Below are 18,258 nucleotides of genomic sequence, written 5' to 3'. Positions count from 1 at the left end.
TAAAATAATGAACTTTATTCTTCAATTGATGGAGGATCCCAAATGGTGGCCGCAATAAAGCGTTCGGGACCTGTTTCCTTGTCCATAAAATAATAGAGGGCTACTATTTTGCCGTCTGCGCGTTGTACTACCCGTGGGTAGCCCAAGTCTTTTCCCGAACCGTCATCGCGCAGCACGTAATCCTTGCTCCATGTACGTCCATTGTCTGTACTGATTTTTGCCCTGATCTCACTTTTGTCCCGCTTGTTTTTGATATCCTTCTCCAATGCCCTGTATCCATATATCAGGCATATTCTTCCGTCTTTCATTTTTACCATGGCGGGCGGATTGCCCTGTCCGCAATTTTCCACTGGGTTGGGCAGGGGGTTCCAAGTTAACCCATTATCTTGGGAAAGGTAGGCATCGATATATCGGCCTGATTCTTCCCTTCTTCGAGTAGTTACCAAAATTTCTTTATCGGATATTCTAACGGAAGCCGGCATAATGGAAAATCCTTCTGGTTCAGGTCCGATCCAAGAAACGAAGTCCCAATTTTTACCGCCATCAACTGTTTTCACACACATAACCCTACCCTCTTTTCCGTTGGCTTTGGCCGCAGTAAGAAATAGCATACATTCATTTTTACCATCAATTATATAGTCGGTCCGAGCTCCAATACCAGGCGTATTAAAATTGGGCAAGTTATACGGTCCTTCCCAGTCATGTCCCCTGTCGTAGGAATACCAAATTCGTGATTCGGCACCGTGGTGGTCCGTCATACGCACAGTAAATGCTAAGTTAGGATTTTTAAAGTCAATTTTTTGGGCAGGAATAAATTCCGGGGCCTCGACATCTTTTCTTATAAGCCCATGGTAACTTCCGTTATCAGGAACTATTAGATCACCGTCTATAGCTCCAGGGTCTTCCAACTTCCAAGTTTCTCCCCCATCAAGACTTCGTGCCAGCACATGAAGCTCCGGATTTTCTTTGTCGAAATTATGATGATCGGGGCCCATATCCTTGTAATTACCCTTGGAAAATCCAACCAAAATCTCATTGCCCCAATTCCACACCCCATGATTGGCCGGCCAGCCACCGAACATGCCCGGTTCATAATAAACTTTTACATGTTTCACCGATCCTTGTGCCAGCTGGGCATTAAGATTTAGAGTCAAGAAAAAGTACAGCAGCGCAATAATCCAGGTGCCTTTATTGGTAATCATATGTTTAGTTTTAGGATGAGGTCATAATTTTAATTTCCTTCAATATATAAAATATGGTCGTTCCATAAAGTCCCAATAACTTTTTACAGGCCTAATAAAGCGGGCCGTAATTCTTACATGCCCTGTAATCGGCAGCTTCCTGATCCATGCCAAACGAAGCCCAGTCCTTTGGTCTAAAAATACGATCGGGTTCAACATTGTGCATATTTACCGGAATCCTGAGCATGGAACAAAGTGTTATTATTTCGTCCCCAAAATGGCCATAACTGAAAGCGCCGTGATTGGCTCCCCAATTGTTCATAACGCTATAGACATCCTTAAATGCTTGATCTTGGTTCAATCTCGGTGCGAACCAAGTAGTGGGCCAGGTAGGATTGGTCCTCTCATCTAAAGTTTTATGTACTTCCTCAGGTAGTTCTACCGTCCATCCTTCCACTATTTGCATTACAGGTCCCAATCCTTTTACCACATTGATCCTACACATGGTTACGGGCATTTCGCCTTTGGTAACAAAATGGGAGGAGTATCCGCCTCCCCCAAAATACTCGTACATAGCTGGTGGCCAGTCTGTGGCTTCCAGGCATTTTTTAGCTTCTGATTCCGAAATCTCCCAGAAGGGTTTCATAGCCGGTTTCCCATTTATTTCTTGTTGTCCTGTACCGTCCAACGTTGAAGATCCAGAATTGATCAAGTGGATTATACCATTGGCTGCTTTGCCCTTAAGCTTATGACCAGTAACCCTTTCTATGGAAGCTGGACTCCAAAAGGTTCTTACATCGGAGAACATCTGTGCCTGGTTGGTCAATAGATAACCAAATAACATGGAGATGCCGTTTAAACTGTCATTTTCGGTGGCCATCATAAATGGTGGTCGAATTCCGCTCCAATCGAAGGAAGAGTTTAGGATGGCTTCCATAAAATCGCCATTGGGCATATAATCGTTCCATTGTCGTTGCCCTTGGAATCCTGCTGCAATGGCGCCGTGCCCTAGCGCTTCCTCTCCGAAGCCCAATTCGGCCAATTTGGGGTTTCCGATCATTAAATCTCTGGAAATCAAGGTCATTTTAACAACGGTTTCCCATTCTTCATCCATGCGTTCCCTGGATTTCTGTAGGTCTATTGCATTGTAATTTTTACCTTCCTTGCAGTTCTCCTTGGTCCATTTTAATGCTTTTTTAAATTCTTCCGGATCAAATATGCCGTTTTGCATTCTACGGTTTACCTCGCTCATATCTACATATTCGTTGCGCATCCCTAAGTAATCCTGGAAAAAACTTTCATTGACTATGGAACCGGCTATCCCCATGGAAACAGAACCTATGGATAGGTACGATTTACCGTTCATCATGGCCACCGCCAATCCGGCTTTGGTAAATTGCAATAACAGTTTTTGAATATCTTCAGGGATGTTCTCGTCATCGCTGTCCTGCACTTCTTTTCCGTAAATACTAAAGGCAGGCACCCCTTTTTGGGCATGTCCGGCCAAGGCGGCCGCTAAGTATACTGCCCCTGGTCTTTCCGTACCATTAAATCCCCAAATGGCTTTTGGTCGCGTGGGGTTCATATCTATAGTTTCCGTTCCGTAACACCAGCATGACGTTACTGTGATGGAAAGTCCTACCCCTTCTCTAAGAAATTTTTCCTCACATTTTTGTGCTTCCGGTACGCGTCCAATAGTGGTGTCCGCAATGACACATTCTACTTTTGTTCCGTTATAGTTTCTTAGATTGTTGGAAAGAAAATCGGCGACTCGTTGGGCCATGGCCATGGTGGTCTGTTCCAATGACTCCCTTATACCGCCCAAACGGGCATCGATTACCGGTCTTATCCCTACTTTGGGTATTGCTCCTAGATGGTTGTGTTTGTTTTGCATTACTTAAATTTTCTTGTATTAATTATTATTTTTTTAGGCTTTCTCTAATTCTTGGGTTTCTACAAAGTGGCCCAATGCGTTGTAATTGTCATATAGCTCCATATATTTTTTTGCATTTTCGGGGATGGGGTAATATTCTTTTTGAAATCCGCTGCCCATAGCATTTTGTGCTTCAAGAAAGGTGTTGTGGATTCCCGAGGCTACCGCTGCTGCCATGGCAGCACCAAGGGCACAGGTCTGTTCCGATTTAATTATGCGAATGGGGAAGTTGAGTACATCGGCCAGGATCTGCATTACGAATTCGGACTTTTGGGCCACTCCGCCCATCGCGATAATACCGTCTATACGGACACCCTCCGCTTGGAATTGTTCTACTATTTTTTTGGAACCAAATGCCGTAGCTTCTACCAGGGCCCTAAAGATATGTGGGGCCGTAGTTCCCAAGGTAAGGCCTTGTATGGCTCCTTTAAGATTTTGATTGGAGTCCGGCGTTCTCCTGCCGTTCATCCAGTCGAGCGCAATTATTCCAGAAGTGTCGATTTCTATTTTACTGGCAGCCAAAGTCAATTCGGTAAGGATGCCATCGGCCATTTCTTCCAACAATTTTGATTTGGTTTCCCTATCCAATAAGTTGCTGTCCCCAATAATTTTGTTTGCGGGCCACAGCAACAATTCCCTATACCAGGCATAAAGATCGCCGAAGGCAGATTGCCCGGCTTCCAGCCCTATCATATGTGGAATTATGGATCCGTCTACCTGTCCACAGATGCCGCGGATGGCTTTTTTTCCTATTTCTTCGGTGGGAGCAACAATCATATCGCAGGTAGAGGTGCCAATCACTTTTACCATATGATATGGTTTTATGGCACTGCCAATGGCCCCAATATGGGCGTCAATAGAACCGGTGCCAATAATGACATCCTTGGGCAGGCCCAGTATTTGCGACCATTCTTCGGAAATTATGCCCACGGCATGGTCGGAAGTGTAGGTATCGGCATATAACCTATCCCTTAATCCGGTCAATAGAGGGTCCAGTTCTGTCCAAAACGCGTCGGGAGGTAACCCGTCCCAGTCGGGGTGCCACATGGCCTTGTGTCCTGCCGCGCACCTGCTTCTTTTTAAACTTAGGGGGTCGGTGTTTCCTGTAAGGAGGGCCGGAATCCAGTCGCAGTGTTCTATCCAGGAATAGGCTGCTTGGCGAACTGTTTCATCAACTCTCAGGGTGTGTAGGATCTTGGCCCAAAACCATTCCGAGGAATATTCCCCACCACTGTATTTGGTATAGTCAATGCCATTTTCGTGGTGTGCCAATTCGTTGATTTCTTTCGCTTCCCCAACGGCTGTATGGTCTTTCCAAAGGATAAACATGGCGTGGGGATTTTCTTCAAAGCCAGGTAGCATTGCCAAGGGGGTACCCTCCTGGTTGATAGCTATGGGAGTTGAGCCGGTGGTGGCAGCGGAAATAGCGGCTATGCCGTTTATGACTTCCTGGGAAAGGGGAGCTATGGCCTCTTTAACTGCTTTTTTTAGGCCATCAATGTAATCCAAGGGATGTTGTCTAAACTGATTGGTTTCCGGTTGGCAGTACATGCCTTTGCCCCATCTTTCGTATAAGGCAACTGCCTGACCCATAATCTTACCATTGCTGGTATCTATTATCATGGTCCTTACAGAATCCGTTCCATAGTCGACCCCAAGGGTATATTTCCGGTTTTGCATAAGTGGTTTGGATGAGTTATTTAAATTAATTTAAACGTTTAAGCAAGCAATGTAAAAAATTATCTCCATACTCCTGTTATAAATTTGACATTTTAACAAATGGGGGTATTGGTGAGTAAATGCGGCATTTTGAGGCTTAAAAACTGGATTTTCGAGCTGTTTTAAGGTAAAAAGACATCGAAAAATCGCAGTCCATTGCAATTATTCAAAAACTATCCATAAAGTATCGAGTTTTTTTATCAAATAAATTTTACTTTTGCACCCGCGGTTTTAAATATTGAACTGCGAATGGCCTCATAGTTCAACGGATAGAATAGAAGTTTCCTAAACTTTAGATCCAAGTTCGATTCTTGGTGAGGTCACGAACCAAAGGTGCGCAGCACCAAAAGCGATAGCTTTTGAATCGAAGCCTGTGCTGAGCGGAGACGAAGTGATTCTTGGTGAGGTCACGAACCAAATGTGCGCAGCACAAAAAGCGATAGCTTTCGGATCGAAGCCTGAACTTAGTGGAGCAGAAGTAATACGTTTACTTTTTTTGTAATACTTCTTTAGGCTATAGTTACTTTTTTTAAGCTCTCAGATAATCTTTTTTTTCTATTTTAGTTTTTGCCGTATGTGCAAGAACTGTGTAATGTATCATAGCTAGAGCTATTTGATTATAACAGGGTTCTATATTCTTATGTTCTATATTAATTATTATTAAAAGTCTTTAAAATCCCTTAGATTAGTTATTCTAAAGTAGATATATAGTTACTGGTATATGATCAAATTGGCTTATGCCATTTTGGACCGACCAAAAATAGAACTACCATTGAAAAAAATAACGGTAAAAAAGGGAGACATTTTACAACGCAAGGGGGACATAAACACCAAAGCGTATATTGTTGAAAGTGGTTTACTGCGTAGCTATACTATTGATGATAAAGGCAAGGAACATATTTATATGTTTGGACCTGAAAATTGGTTGGTAGCCGACATTTGCGAGACCAACACCCCTTGTCAACTTTATATAGACGTCATTGAAGACGCTGTCCTGGAAGTGGCTTCCAAAGAGGAATTAATGGAAAGAGGTCCGGACATTGATGCTCTATTGAGACGATTAAATACAATGCAGGCTAGGATTATAATGTTAATGAGTTCTAATGCCATAGATAGATATGAGCATTTTATTCAAACCTATCCAAACATTATTCAAAGGGTTCCTTTAAAAATGATAGCCTCCTATTTAGGTATTACACCCGAAGCATTGAGTCGTGTTCGAAATGAACTTTCCCATAGAAAATAGTCATTTTTTTTTCTTGATGTACATCAAGGCATAGGTTCTCTAAAAGATTGAATTTTGTACATCAATTAAATAAAAGAGAAATGACAAATTATAAAAAGAACAAAGCAATTCATATAGCATTGTGGGTTGCACAAGGAATATTGGCCGCTATGTTTATTATGGCAGGATTAATGAAAGCTTCCCAACCCTTGGATGCGTTGGCAGAATCACTTCCGTGGGTAACATCCACACCTGTAGGATTGGTGCGTTTTATTGGAATAAGTGAAGTATTAGGGGGCTTAGGTTTATTAATACCTTCCATTTTTCGATTCAAACCTTTTTTAACTGTTTGGGCAGCCATAGGTCTTGCCGTGATAATGGTGTTAGCTGCTATTTTTCATGTTTCAAGAGGTGAATTTACGGCTATAGGAATGAACATTGTGTTACTTGCTTTTGCCCTATTTATCACTTGGGGAAGGAGTAAAAAAACACCAATTCTAGCAAAGTAAAAAGAGCATAGTTCTTTTCTAATACACCATCAAGTTTAGTTTATCACTCTATCGGACTTTCTCGAGTGCTCGTTAAATTAGTTGATGGAATACCTACTGAATCCCTATTAAAAGCAACTATTGTAGAATAAATTATTGGTATTGTTAGTCTTATTATCTTTATCAGACGGCAAATAGCAAGAACTGCTTAAAGTAAAAGGTAGTTTCAATGTGTAGGTTTTATTATAGTTTTAGAAATAGCAAAATATGGAAATAGGTATTGATAGTTTTGCGGCATCGCCCAATAATCACAAAGATGGTTCTAAAGCGCTACAAGAGCTGTTGGAGAGAATAGAGCTAGCAGACCAAGCAGGTTTGAGTTTTTTTGGTATAGGAGAACATCACCGAAAAGACTTCTTGGACTCCGCCCCGTCTATGATCTTGGCCGCAGCGGCAGCCAAGACCAAAAATATAAGATTAGGTAGTGCAGTTACTGTATTAAGCGCGTCGGACCCGGTGCGGGTATTTCAAAATTATGCTACTTTAGACCTGCTTTCAGGAGGAAGAGCCGAGATAGTTGCAGGGAGAGGGTCTTTTACCGATGCGTATCCATTATTTGGATTAAACCTTCAAGATTATAACGAACTATTTGAGGAAAAGCTAAATCTACTTTTAAGAATTAGAGATAATGAAGTGGTCAACTGGTCAGGAAAATACAGGCCTGCATTAAATAATCAAGCGATTTATCCTCGTCCTAAACAAGACAAATTGCCTATTTGGGTAGGAGTGGGTGGTACACCATCCTCTTTTGAAAGAGCAGGTAGGCTGGGATTGCCTTTAATGGTGGCAATTATTGGAGGAGAGACCCATCGCTTTAGACCTTTGGTTGATTTATACAGAGAAGCCGGCAAAAAATCAGGATTTGCTCAAAGCGAGCTGAAAGTGGGAATGCACTCAATAGGATATATTGGGAAAACTAAACAAGAAGCCGTTTCAGATTTCTACCCTAGTTATAAGGAAATGTTTGATAAAATAGGTAAGGAAAGAGGTTTCCCCCCGGTTTCAAAAGCCGGATTTGATGCTCAAAATAGTTTAAATGGAGCTTTATTAGTGGGCGACCCTCAAGAAATAGTTGATAAAATATGGCGGCATAGTGAAGCTTTAGGAGGTCTAGAAAAAATTACACTTCAAATGGATGCCATTTCGGACCATAAGATGTTAATGAAGTCAATAGAAATTATTGGTTCTGAGATTGTCTCAAAGTTAAAAACATACAATTAAACTCCTGTTAAGCGGTAGTTAATATATAAGTCTTTTGCCTTAGGCTAATGCTTTAGTAGGCACTTTTCCGGCTCTTGTCTACTCATGGGTCCTTGAAACGTAGTTTTAGGGGAAATAGATGAGGATTTTTATCATTTTCCTCCTAAAATGGTTAACCAAATAAGAGGTCCTGTGGCATATACTTTTTTTTGATGAAACGATGACGAATAATTTGCATATCAAGGTTTATAGGAGTTAAGGCTTTCCTCCTTTTTTCCTCAAAATTTGGATACCCCAAAGATGTCCAAGGTATAGAGCTCAATTATAGAAAAGAGGATAATCCAGGGCTTAGTCCTATGAACTCCTGGTTTGTACATAAGATGGAGTTTGTGGTTACGCACATAGGATTGGAATTAGCTAGGGATTTGTCCAATGTATTGAGGAGTAGATTCAGGTCGCCCATTGATACTACTACGGGTTGTTTTTCTTAAATTTACTGCTTATGGAAAAGAGCAAAATCAAAAATGTATTTGTAGAAGGTGCAATAAGCCCGGAGTTCATTGCCAATTCCATTGCAAAGCACCAGTCCAAAACCACGATTGGGGCCCACGATATTTTTTTGGGCCAGGTACGGGCAGATCTAATTGACGGGCAGGAAGTGGCCGCAATAGAATATACGGCCTATAAGGAAATGGCCAATATAAAGTTTCATGAAATTAGGGAGGCTACCTTTGCCAAATATAACTTAAGCTGTATGCATATATATCACAGTTTGGGAAGGGTAAACGCGGGAGAAATATGCCTGTTTGTTTTTGTGTCTTCGCCCCATCGAAAAGAAGTTTTTGAGGCCTTACACCATGTTGTGGAGGAAATAAAAAACCAGGTTCCTATTTTTGGTAAGGAAGTTTTTAAGGATGATTCCTATCAATGGAAAGTAAATAAATAAAAATGGTAGATATTACCCATAAAAAGGCTACGTTACGCACCGCAATTGCCCAAGCAATTGTCCAAGTAAGTTCAGAGGATACTATATTGGCCATAAAAAATAACACGGTACCCAAGGGTGATGTTTTCGCCATGAGCAAGGCTGCCGGGCTATTGGGAGTAAAGAAGACGGCGGACCTATTGCCGGACTGTCATCCCTTGCCCATAGAATACACGGATATATCATACTCCATAAAAGGTCTGCAGATTACGGTATTGATTACGGTGAAGACCATTTACAAGACCGGGGTAGAAGTAGAGGCCATGCATGGGGCAAGTATAGTGGCCCTAAATATGTACGATATGCTAAAGCCTATAGACAAAGGCATTGAAATTCAAAATATTAGGTTGTTGAGGAAAACGGGGGGTAAGTCGGATATTGGTACAAATGAATAATCCACACCTATAATTTTTAACAAATATTTTAGAATAACTCTATATATATTTGTGGTATGAAAGTATCAAGGTGCTTACATTTTATGAGGTTTCTGGTTTTTATACTCTTATTTGGTATAGGCCAGGTCTCGTTGGCTACCGCCAAGGAAGTCAAAGAAGTTAAAGCCGGGGTTAATGGTGAGATCCAAACGGACCATCATTTAACCTACGAGATGCCGAACTCTGGGCATACCATGCTCCTGGCAGAAGGCAATTATAAATTGCCAACGGTCAACGAACTAAGGCCAAATCTCAATTTATTTTATCCCAATGTTATAAGTTGCCTCTCCGTACTCAAGGAAAAGGAGCTTATGTCCTTAAAAAGGGAGGTCCAAATTATTGCTAGTTTGGACGCGCTTACCATTATCTATCCCTTTCACACCTTTTTGTAAATTTTTCCTTTAATCATATGTAATTCCAGAATAACCAATTTTGGAAATTTTCCCGTGCCATACATTAAACTTGGTAAGTGGGGATGTAATTAATAAATGGAATAATTTAAAAAATACACAATGAATATATCAATGTTGTTGGTATCAGCTTTATTGGTGCTTTGCACCATCATACCTTTCGTAATCCTTAATAAATCAGGAAAAGGGGATTTGAAAATAATGTCCAAAGAAATTAAAAACATAATGATCGAATCAAAATTGAAATTCGATTTAAAGGAAAGTTGGGGCAATTCGTTCATCGCCCTGGATTCAAACAATAAGAAGCTTGTTTTTTCCAAAGTATTTGATGGCGTTGTGGCGCTGGAAAATATTGACCTTAATGACGTGTCCAAAACCAAAATCATAAAGAAAACATATGAGATAAGGTCAAAGAATAAGAAGGAGACCGTATTGGAGAAATTGGATTTGGAGATCAGCTTTTTAGACCATGAAAAGCCCACTATGACCCTTAATTTTTATGACATCAACAGTATTTACATGGAGGATTATGAACTTGTCCGAGCCGAAAAATGGAATACTGCCATCACTGGTGCTTTAAAAACAAACATTAAAAGGGCTCAGGTGGCCTAATTTTTTAGGTTTTTATTAGTCGGCTTAGTAAACTACTTCGGAGCAAGCCCGCGAAGCATTGAAAGAACCCTTATTTTAGATTTCGACGCAAGCGTCTGAGCATTTTAATCTCGATTATCGAGTAAAGAGCAATCTGTATTTTGGAAAATAGACCTTTCGGAATACGGATTGCTCTTTTTTATATGATATACTCTTGGGCGGAAAGGATTAAGAATTAGTCCCGTATTGTCCAGATTTCATTTAAGGGGTCGCCCTTACTGCTTTTGCCGGTATGGTGCCAATCCTTGCCGTTTAATTCGTAATTGAAAGATAAAGCAGCTCCCACTCGGGAATTGTCCCTGGAGAAGTAGCCTATATTTTCTGTGTATTTACCATTGGTAGCGTCGTAGGTTCCGCCTCCGCTACCAAAAAACTCAAAGGTCTCGGTATTGTATGCAATCCATTGAAAATGTCCGTTCAATAAATATTTCATAGTCTTTCTTGGCCTGGAAGTATCCCTTTTTTCTTCCCCCTGGTCCGTTACCCGGCCGCTCATTAGCCATTTACCGTCAAGATCTTGGGTGCCAAGAGTAGTGGGCGTAAAAGTCATGGGCTTGGCCCCTTCGAGAATCAAGTTTCCTTTTTTTAGCTTATAGGGTATATTTAAACTGGTAATTTTGTCTTCTTTATGGTTGGAATTAAATTCAAGATCAACCATTAGGTTATTGCCCGAGGTCTTGTAGTAGCCCCCCATCGTTTTTATAAATTCTGCAGGGGACTCCTTATAGATGGTATGCACATAATAATCCGCGTCCAATTTCAACTCGTGATGAAGGGTTCCATCCTTGCTTTTTTCCTCAAAATGATATACGTTGGCCGGAATTTGGGCCGTAATTTTATCAAAAAAAGAGAGGAAAAGAATAAGACCAATAAAAACACTAATTTTTGTAAGCTTCATGACTATCTGGTTTTTATTTAAAAATAGTCAAGAAAAGGTTAAAAATCAACGGTTTAAATTTAATTTTTAGTTAATTTTTCACCATTGGGTGAATTCATTTTTTACTTCAACGTAAAATTTTTCAAAACGCTTGTTTTTTCATTTTTTTTGTTTTCATTTGTCACATCAATTTAGCCTTAAATTTTATCTTGATATTAGCATCTAGTTGAGTACAATGAACCATATTTACAAATTTGGGCTTCTGGCAACAGAAAGATTCAGGCAACTGAAATTTAAAGGTATAGGTAGCCAAAATTTACTTGGTATTCCAAATTTTTCTTCTATCGTGTGCAGTCAGCACGACTATTTTTTTATACCCACCACTGAAAAGCAGATAATTGTTTAGCGATTTAGTTATAATTACTAATATTATTTGCATTTGGCGATGCTATTTACTTATTTACAATTCATATATTTATTTAAATGAACACGAAGTACATTAATCTTATAGATCAAACTTACTATTTCCCACAGGAGGAGTTTACTTTGGAGGGTGAAAACCTAAAGTTCCATGGAATTCCACTAATGGATTTGGTGGAGGAATACGGTAGTCCTTTGAAGTTTACCTATTTGCCTAAAATTTCCGAAAATATAAACAAGGCAAAGGAGTGGTTTAAAATAGCCATGGAAAAAAATAACTACAAGGGAAAATACCATTATTGCTACTGTACCAAAAGTTCCCATTTTAAACCGGTTCTGAACGAGGCCTTAAAAAATGATATTCATATAGAGACCTCTTCGGCCTTTGATATAAATATCGTTGAAAAATTAAAGGAAAAGGGTAAGATCAAGGACAATACCTATATCATATGTAACGGGTTTAAAAGGGATCAATATATTACCAATATAGCCAATCTGATAAACGGGGGACACCAGAATTGTATTCCTATTATCGACAATTACGAGGAAATAGACCTTTTGTCGGATGCTATCCACGATACTTTTAAAGTTGGGATCAGAATTGCATCCGAGGAGGAGCCTAAATTCGAATTTTATACCTCACGACTGGGGATCGGATACAAAAATATTGTACCTTTTTATGAGAATCAAATTAAGGACAATGACAAGGTAGAGTTAAAAATGCTACACTTTTTCATTAATACCGGTATACGTGACAACGCCTATTATTGGAACGAATTGGTTAAGTGTTTAAAGGTGTACGTGAGGCTTAAAAAGATTTGTCCATCCTTGGACAGTCTTAATATTGGTGGTGGTTTCCCCATAAAAAACTCTTTGGCTTTTGATTACGATTATCAATACATGATAGATGAGATCATTAACCAAATTAATATCGCCTGTCAGGAAGCGGATGTTGCAGTGCCAAATATATTTACCGAATTTGGAAGTTTTACGGTAGGTGAGAGTGGTGGGGCCATTTATGAAATACTATATCAGAAGCAGCAGAACGATCGTGAAAAGTGGAATATGATCGATTCCTCCTTCATAACCACATTGCCGGATACCTGGGCCATTAACAAACGCTTTATTATGTTGGCCATTAACCGCTGGCAAGATGAATATGAGCGGGTATTGTTGGGTGGACTAACCTGCGATAGTGATGATTATTACAATAGTGAGCAAAACATGAATGCCATTTATTTGCCCAAGTATAGAAAGGATAAACCGCTGTATATTGGATTTTTCAATACAGGGGCCTATCAGGAAACTATTGGAGGATATGGCGGGTTGCAGCACTGTTTAATACCTCATCCAAAACATATTTTAATAGATAGGGACGAAAACGGAAATATAACGACCAATTTATTTAGTGAACAACAAAAGGCAGAGGACCTGCTTAAAATTTTGGGATATGAAATGAAACCCAGTGCCAAAGCCAAAGTTGGCCAAAGCACTGAGAAGCAAATTAAATCTGACCTTTAAAATCAATAAACTTTAAACAAATGAACACAACTAACAATTACGCTGGCATACCAGACGAGTTTGCGCAATTGGAAAAGGCTAAGGTAGTTTTGATACCTGTGCCTTATGATGGAACCAGTACCTGGGGAAAAGGCGCTGACAAGGGGCCAAAGGCTTTTTTGGAAGCATCGGAAAATATGGAATGGTATGATATAGAAACCGATACGGAGGTCTATCAGCAAGGGATATATTTGGCAAATGCCATAGAGGAGGACAGTTCTCCAGAGGCTATGGTAAATGCGGTACACAAGGTAACCAAAGAGTATATTAAACGGAATAAGTTTGTTACCCTTTTCGGAGGCGAGCATTCAATTTCCATAGGTACCATTAGGGCCTTTAATGAGTGTTTTGACAACCTTACCGTTTTGCATATAGACGCTCATGCAGATATTAGGAAATCATATAATGGCAGTAAATTCAATCATGCCTGTGCTGTTCATGAGGCAAGTCAGACCACTAACCTTATCCAAGTTGGGATACGCAGTATGGATGCCATTGAAAAAACCTTTATCGATGAAGAAAAAACATTTTTCGCTCATGATATGGTGAACGATGAGTATTGGACGGATAAGGTAATAGATCTTATGACAGACAATGTCTTCATAACTTTTGACTTGGATGCATTGGATCCGTCCATTATGCCATCTACGGGGACCCCGGAACCTGGTGGCTTGTTTTACTATGAGACCTTGGAGTTTCTAAAGCAGGTGTTCGAGGATAAAAATGTTGTAGGATTTGATATTGTGGAACTTTGTCCCAATAAAGCGGATAAAACTTCCGATTTCCTTGCAGCCAAATTATATTACAAAATGCTTAGCTATAAATTTATGGGTGAGGCCGTAGAGGACGAATACGACAACACTTATGACGTTGATTCCAAAGTGGGAGGCAACAATAATTCAAAATTCGACGATGACGAAGACTAAAGGAGAGATTTCCAATTTTATTGAAAAGTATTATTTACATTTTAATGCGGCCGCTTTGGTGGATGCCGCAAAAGGATATGAAGATCAACTAAAGCAGGGTTCCAAAATGTTGGTCTCTTTGGCGGGAGCCATGAGTACAGCAGAACTGGGAAAGATTTTCGCTGAGGTTATCCGTCAGGACAAGGTGCATATCATATCCTGCACCGGGGCCAATTTGGAAGAGGATATCATGAACCTGGTAGCCCACTCCCATTACAAGCGTGTGCCCAATTACCGTGATCTAACCCCTCAGGACGAGTGGGATCTGTTGGAGAAAGGACTAAATAGGGTAACGGATACCTGTATTCCGGAGCACGAAGCCTTCCGAAGGTTGCAAAAGCATATTTTTGAAATTTGGAAAAATGCTGAAGACGCCGGGGAAAGATATTTGCCACATGAGTTTATGTACAAATTGTTGCTTTCCGGAGTTTTGGAAGAATATTATGAGATAGATCTAAAGGATTCGTGGATGTATGCCGCGGCCGAGAAGAATTTACCTATAGTTTGCCCAGGTTGGGAAGACAGCACCATGGGGAATATCTTTGCCTCCTATGTGGTAAAAGGTGAGTTAAAGGCCAGTACCATGAAGTCCGGGATTGAATATATGACCTTTTTGGCAGATTGGTATACCGCCAATTCTGAAAAAGGAATCGGATTTTTTCAGATAGGTGGTGGAATTGCCGGAGATTTCCCAATTTGCGTAGTGCCCATGTTGTACCAGGATCTTGAAAGGACAGATACACCGTTTTGGAGTTATTTTTGCCAAATCAGTGACTCTACCACAAGTTATGGTTCCTACTCCGGGGCAGTGCCAAATGAGAAAATTACTTGGGGGAAATTGGATATAAACACCCCTAAGTTTATTATTGAAAGTGATGCAACCATTGTTGCGCCCTTAATTTTTGCGTACCTATTAGACATGTAATATATGGACAATTTAAAAAGAGTTATTGTTGACTTTAAAAAACTTACTCCCGAAGTTTTGAAACTATTGGTAGAGAAGTATCCGGATGGGTACGACGATCTTAATATCATCTCCTTCAAGAACGCGCAAGGGGAGCGTATTGAGGCCGTTGAGGTAACCACCGAGGACACCAAATATCTTGTCAAGATAAGTGCCAAGTTGGAAAAGACTATGGCCAATTACGATGAGGATGATTATGAGGATTTTGACGATGACGATCCAGAGGCCATTCCAGATGTGGATCTGGAAGGAGTGGAGGGAGATGATGACGATGATTAACCTGTGATGTTTGAGGTCGCTGCCGTTCATATAGCTTCTTCGATCAATATAAGGCAATGTAAATCTCAATTGCCTTTAAAAATATTGTTTTCGGACAGTGATGAGCTCTATTTGAAAAACGGCGAAAAAAAATTCGTCTATATCTTCCAATATGGTCTAGTATCCTTTTTTAATCATTCCGAGGATGAAAAAGCGAAGATTCTAGATGCCCTATCCGCAATTACCAAGGAGAAAATTGCTCCCCAATTTACAGATACAATACAAGTAGAAATAATCGAAGGCCACCAAAAGGTGGCTTTCGATAAAGTAATCCTGCCCAGTTTTGATGCCGAGTTTATTAGATTGGTAATGTTGAATACTTCGCAATCGGTGGCATTGGACCAATATTCGGAAATTACACAACAGCTATTGGAGGAGACCAATGAACACACCCAATATTTGGAAAAGAAGGGTAAGCTAAATATTTCGGGAATTAGGCTCAAGCAGTTTATAGGGAAGGTACTGAATATTAAAAATCAGATATCGGAAAACCTATATATTTTTGATGAGCCGGACAGTACTTGGGAAAATGAGCAGCTGAACAGGTTAAACCTGGAACTTAAACAGACGTTCGACCTAAAGATAAGGTATAGAAATATACACGAGCAATTAGGGATCATTAAAGAAAACCTGGAGTTGTTTAAAGATATCTGGGACCATAGGGAAAGCAGTAGATTGGAGTGGGTCATTATTATCCTGATTTTGGTAGAGGTTTTGGATCTTTTTGTATTTAGATTGTGGAGTAAATTGTAATTGATCTTTTTACTACCTTAGTTAAAGGATCATTACCATTATAAAGCCATATGAAATTAGCCATAATAATTCTTTTAAAAAACCCGAATAACTATCGGGAATGGATGTTTAATGGCGAATTGCACCCGATAGGTGTCGGGATGACTTCAATTATTAAAAATTAAATATGAACAGATGAAAAATGCACCTTTCCATATGTCATTGCCCTGCTTAAGCATAAGCAAAACAGAAGATTTCTACGTAGACGTCATCGGTGCCGAATTGGGAAGGCACTCTTCCCGATGGCTGGATATCAATCTCTTTGGGAACCAGATTACGTTTACCAAAGCCGGCATTTTTAATTTCACCTTTAAGACCTATAAGTTTGAAGATACAGTGTTGCCATCTTTCCACTTTGGGGTAATTGTGGATGAAAGCACTTGGAATAATTTGCATGCCAAATTAACCAAGTCGGAATATGAACTTACGACCGAGGTCGTATTTTTAAAGGACAAGATAGGCGAGCATAAGTCCTTTTTTATTCAGGATCCCAATGGGCACATGGTAGAATTTAAATGTTTCAAAAAACAAAAAGAGATGTTCTTGTCCTGATTTTCTGGATTGTTTTACAAAGCCTTACGTCATTTATTAAATTAATAATCAATTATTCTTGATTCCCAGGGGTCAAGTGTTTTATTTTGCAGTTAATTAAAAAGAAATTTAGATACAGAAATGAAGTATAAGGACCTGGATATTATTGGTAGTGAGGAATGGTGTGTATTTGAGGATTTGGAGATTCCTGCTATAAAGGCCAGGGTAGACTCCGGGGCAAAAACCTCGTCCATACAGGCAAATAATATAAAAGTGTATACCAAAGGGGCACACGAATGGGTAAAGTTCGAAGTTAATCCCCTACAGGAGAATAGGGGCATCAATATATACTGCAAGGCCCGTTTGGTAGACCGCAGAACGGTAAAGAGTTCTTCAGGGATATCCGAGGAGCGTTTTGTGATAAAGACCCCAGTACGTGTTGGCAGTCTTACTTTTGAAATAGAACTCACCTTGGCCAATAGGGATACTATGGAATACCGTATGCTTTTGGGCAGGGAGGCTCTAAATGAACGTTTTGTGGTAAACCCATCGATAAGTTTTAATATGGGGGAATTCTCGGCAACAGAAATAAATGAAAGATATGCCTCTCATTTTAAAGAAAAGACAGGGCTTAAAATTGCATTGCTGGCCAGTAATCCATTGTTGTACAGCAACAAGAGAATAATGGAGGCAGGTGAGGCTTTGGGTCATGATATGGTGTTTTTAAATGTGGAGCACGCCTATATGAAATTGGATGCCAATTCCCCGGAGATCAGATATAGGGGAGGTAACATATTAAATGAGTTCGATGCCATTATACCCAGAATAAAACCTGCAGTTACCTTTTACGGTTGTGCCTTGATAAGGCAATTCGACAATCTTGGGGTGTACTGTTTAAATTCGGCAGAGGCCATAACCCAGTCCAGGGATAAATTGTTTGCATCCCAGCTTTTTTCCAAAAATGACATACATATTCCCATTACCGGATTTGCCAAATCTCCCATGGATACCAAAGATCTTATCAGGATGGTCAACGGTGCGCCCTTGATTATAAAATTGCTGGAAAGTACCCAAGGTAAGGGTGTAGTTTTGGCAGAAACGAACAAGGCCGCAGAAAGTGTTATCAACGCCTTTAAAAGTGTTCAGACCAATATTTTGGTACAAGAGTTCATAAAAGAAGCAAACGGCCAGGATATCCGTTGTTTTGTGGTAAACGGAAAAGTAGTGGCCTCCATACAGCGCCAAGCCGAAAAAGGGGAATTCCGTGCAAACCTGCATCAAGGGGGGAAGGCATCCATAATAAGAATAACATCCGAAGAAAGGAAGTTGGCCGTAAAGGCGGCCAAAGTACTAAATCTCGCCGTTGCCGGTGTGGACATCATCCGTTCCAATAAAGGCCCCTTGCTGCTTGAAGTAAATTCGTCCCCTGGATTGGAGGGAATTGAAAATGCTACCGGCAAGGATATTGCCAGTATTATGATCAGGGCTATAGAGAGTAAGATTAAATTTAATTCCTAGTCCCTAGTTTTAATAGGAAATAGAATA

The 18,258-nt window shown here is 40.2% G+C and carries 18 protein-coding genes and 1 tRNA gene; 15 read left to right on the top strand and 4 right to left on the bottom strand.

Annotated elements, in window-relative coordinates:
* Positions 1–14 precede the first annotated feature (14 nt).
* The 3 genes from LV92_RS12645 to LV92_RS12635 all read right to left on the bottom strand — a co-directional run bounded on the left by LV92_RS12645 (position 15) and on the right by LV92_RS12635 (position 4,794).
* Complete coding sequence (locus tag LV92_RS12645; protein ID WP_111623997.1) at positions 15–1,202, bottom strand: sialidase family protein; 1,188 nt, start codon at positions 1,200–1,202, stop codon at positions 15–17.
* 91 nt (positions 1,203–1,293) lie between these two features.
* Positions 1,294–3,075 carry an L-fucose isomerase gene (locus LV92_RS12640; RefSeq protein ID WP_111623996.1) on the bottom strand — a complete coding sequence of 594 codons (1,782 nt, stop codon included), beginning with the start codon at positions 3,073–3,075 and terminating at the stop codon, positions 1,294–1,296.
* A 33-nt stretch (positions 3,076–3,108) separates the two neighbouring features.
* Entirely contained in the window at positions 3,109–4,794 is a 1,686-nt protein-coding gene (locus LV92_RS12635; protein ID WP_111623995.1) for a ribulokinase, read from the bottom strand.
* A gap of 290 nt (positions 4,795–5,084) precedes the next feature.
* Here LV92_RS12635 and LV92_RS12630 point away from each other — a divergent pair.
* The 8 genes from LV92_RS12630 to LV92_RS12595 all read left to right on the top strand — a co-directional run bounded on the left by LV92_RS12630 (position 5,085) and on the right by LV92_RS12595 (position 10,247).
* Positions 5,085–5,156: transfer RNA gene (locus LV92_RS12630), tRNA-Arg, on the top strand.
* 398 nt (positions 5,157–5,554) lie between these two features.
* Complete coding sequence (locus LV92_RS12625) at positions 5,555–6,079, top strand: Crp/Fnr family transcriptional regulator (RefSeq protein ID WP_245946374.1); 525 nt, start codon at positions 5,555–5,557, stop codon at positions 6,077–6,079.
* A gap of 80 nt (positions 6,080–6,159) precedes the next feature.
* A complete protein-coding gene (locus LV92_RS12620; RefSeq protein WP_111623994.1) occupies positions 6,160–6,567 on the top strand; it encodes a DoxX family protein in 408 nt (135 codons plus the stop codon).
* Between the two features lie 246 nt (positions 6,568–6,813).
* Positions 6,814–7,827 carry an LLM class flavin-dependent oxidoreductase gene (locus LV92_RS12615; RefSeq protein WP_111623993.1) on the top strand — a complete coding sequence of 338 codons (1,014 nt, stop codon included), beginning with the start codon at positions 6,814–6,816 and terminating at the stop codon, positions 7,825–7,827.
* A 481-nt stretch (positions 7,828–8,308) separates the two neighbouring features.
* Positions 8,309–8,752 carry a molybdenum cofactor biosynthesis protein MoaE gene (locus LV92_RS12610; RefSeq protein WP_111623992.1) on the top strand — a complete coding sequence of 148 codons (444 nt, stop codon included), beginning with the start codon at positions 8,309–8,311 and terminating at the stop codon, positions 8,750–8,752.
* 2 nt (positions 8,753–8,754) lie between these two features.
* Positions 8,755–9,186: a cyclic pyranopterin monophosphate synthase MoaC gene (gene moaC / locus LV92_RS12605; RefSeq protein WP_111623991.1), complete on the top strand. Its 432-nt coding sequence runs from the start codon at positions 8,755–8,757 to the stop codon at positions 9,184–9,186.
* A gap of 83 nt (positions 9,187–9,269) precedes the next feature.
* A complete protein-coding gene (locus LV92_RS12600; RefSeq protein ID WP_111623990.1) occupies positions 9,270–9,617 on the top strand; it encodes a hypothetical protein in 348 nt (115 codons plus the stop codon).
* Between the two features lie 120 nt (positions 9,618–9,737).
* Entirely contained in the window at positions 9,738–10,247 is a 510-nt protein-coding gene (locus tag LV92_RS12595) for a hypothetical protein (protein WP_146613542.1), read from the top strand.
* A gap of 214 nt (positions 10,248–10,461) precedes the next feature.
* Here the strand turns inward: LV92_RS12595 and LV92_RS12590 are convergent, their stop codons facing one another.
* The gene (locus LV92_RS12590; RefSeq protein ID WP_111623988.1) at positions 10,462–11,184 is read right to left on the bottom strand and encodes a hypothetical protein; all 723 of its coding nucleotides are present in this window, start codon (positions 11,182–11,184) and stop codon (positions 10,462–10,464) included.
* Positions 11,185–11,646: 462 nt separating this feature from the next.
* On the opposite strand from LV92_RS12590, the gene LV92_RS12585 reads away from it, so the two are divergent.
* The 7 genes from LV92_RS12585 (at position 11,647) to rimK (ending at position 18,231) form a co-directional block, all read left to right on the top strand.
* Positions 11,647–13,104 carry a type III PLP-dependent enzyme domain-containing protein gene (locus tag LV92_RS12585; protein ID WP_111623987.1) on the top strand — a complete coding sequence of 486 codons (1,458 nt, stop codon included), beginning with the start codon at positions 11,647–11,649 and terminating at the stop codon, positions 13,102–13,104.
* Between the two features lie 20 nt (positions 13,105–13,124).
* Entirely contained in the window at positions 13,125–14,069 is a 945-nt protein-coding gene (speB, locus tag LV92_RS12580; RefSeq protein WP_031442017.1) for an agmatinase, read from the top strand.
* Entirely contained in the window at positions 14,056–15,033 is a 978-nt protein-coding gene (locus LV92_RS12575; protein ID WP_111623986.1) for a deoxyhypusine synthase family protein, read from the top strand. Before speB ends, LV92_RS12575 begins: the two co-directional genes overlap by 14 nt.
* A gap of 3 nt (positions 15,034–15,036) precedes the next feature.
* Positions 15,037–15,351 carry a hypothetical protein gene (locus tag LV92_RS12570; protein WP_031442019.1) on the top strand — a complete coding sequence of 105 codons (315 nt, stop codon included), beginning with the start codon at positions 15,037–15,039 and terminating at the stop codon, positions 15,349–15,351.
* A 6-nt stretch (positions 15,352–15,357) separates the two neighbouring features.
* Positions 15,358–16,143 carry an RMD1 family protein gene (locus LV92_RS12565; RefSeq protein ID WP_111623985.1) on the top strand — a complete coding sequence of 262 codons (786 nt, stop codon included), beginning with the start codon at positions 15,358–15,360 and terminating at the stop codon, positions 16,141–16,143.
* A 174-nt stretch (positions 16,144–16,317) separates the two neighbouring features.
* Positions 16,318–16,734, top strand: coding sequence for a VOC family protein (locus LV92_RS12560; protein WP_111623984.1), 417 nt, complete (start codon positions 16,318–16,320; stop codon positions 16,732–16,734).
* A 120-nt stretch (positions 16,735–16,854) separates the two neighbouring features.
* Positions 16,855–18,231, top strand: coding sequence for a 30S ribosomal protein S6--L-glutamate ligase (gene rimK / locus LV92_RS12555; protein WP_111623983.1), 1,377 nt, complete (start codon positions 16,855–16,857; stop codon positions 18,229–18,231).
* Positions 18,232–18,258 lie beyond the last annotated feature (27 nt).

Source organism: Arenibacter echinorum (genome assembly GCF_003259375.1).
Lineage (GTDB): Bacteria > Bacteroidota > Bacteroidia > Flavobacteriales > Flavobacteriaceae > Arenibacter > Arenibacter echinorum.
The sequence above is the reverse complement of the archived record's forward strand: the minus strand, read 5'-3'. Positions and strand labels throughout refer to the sequence as shown.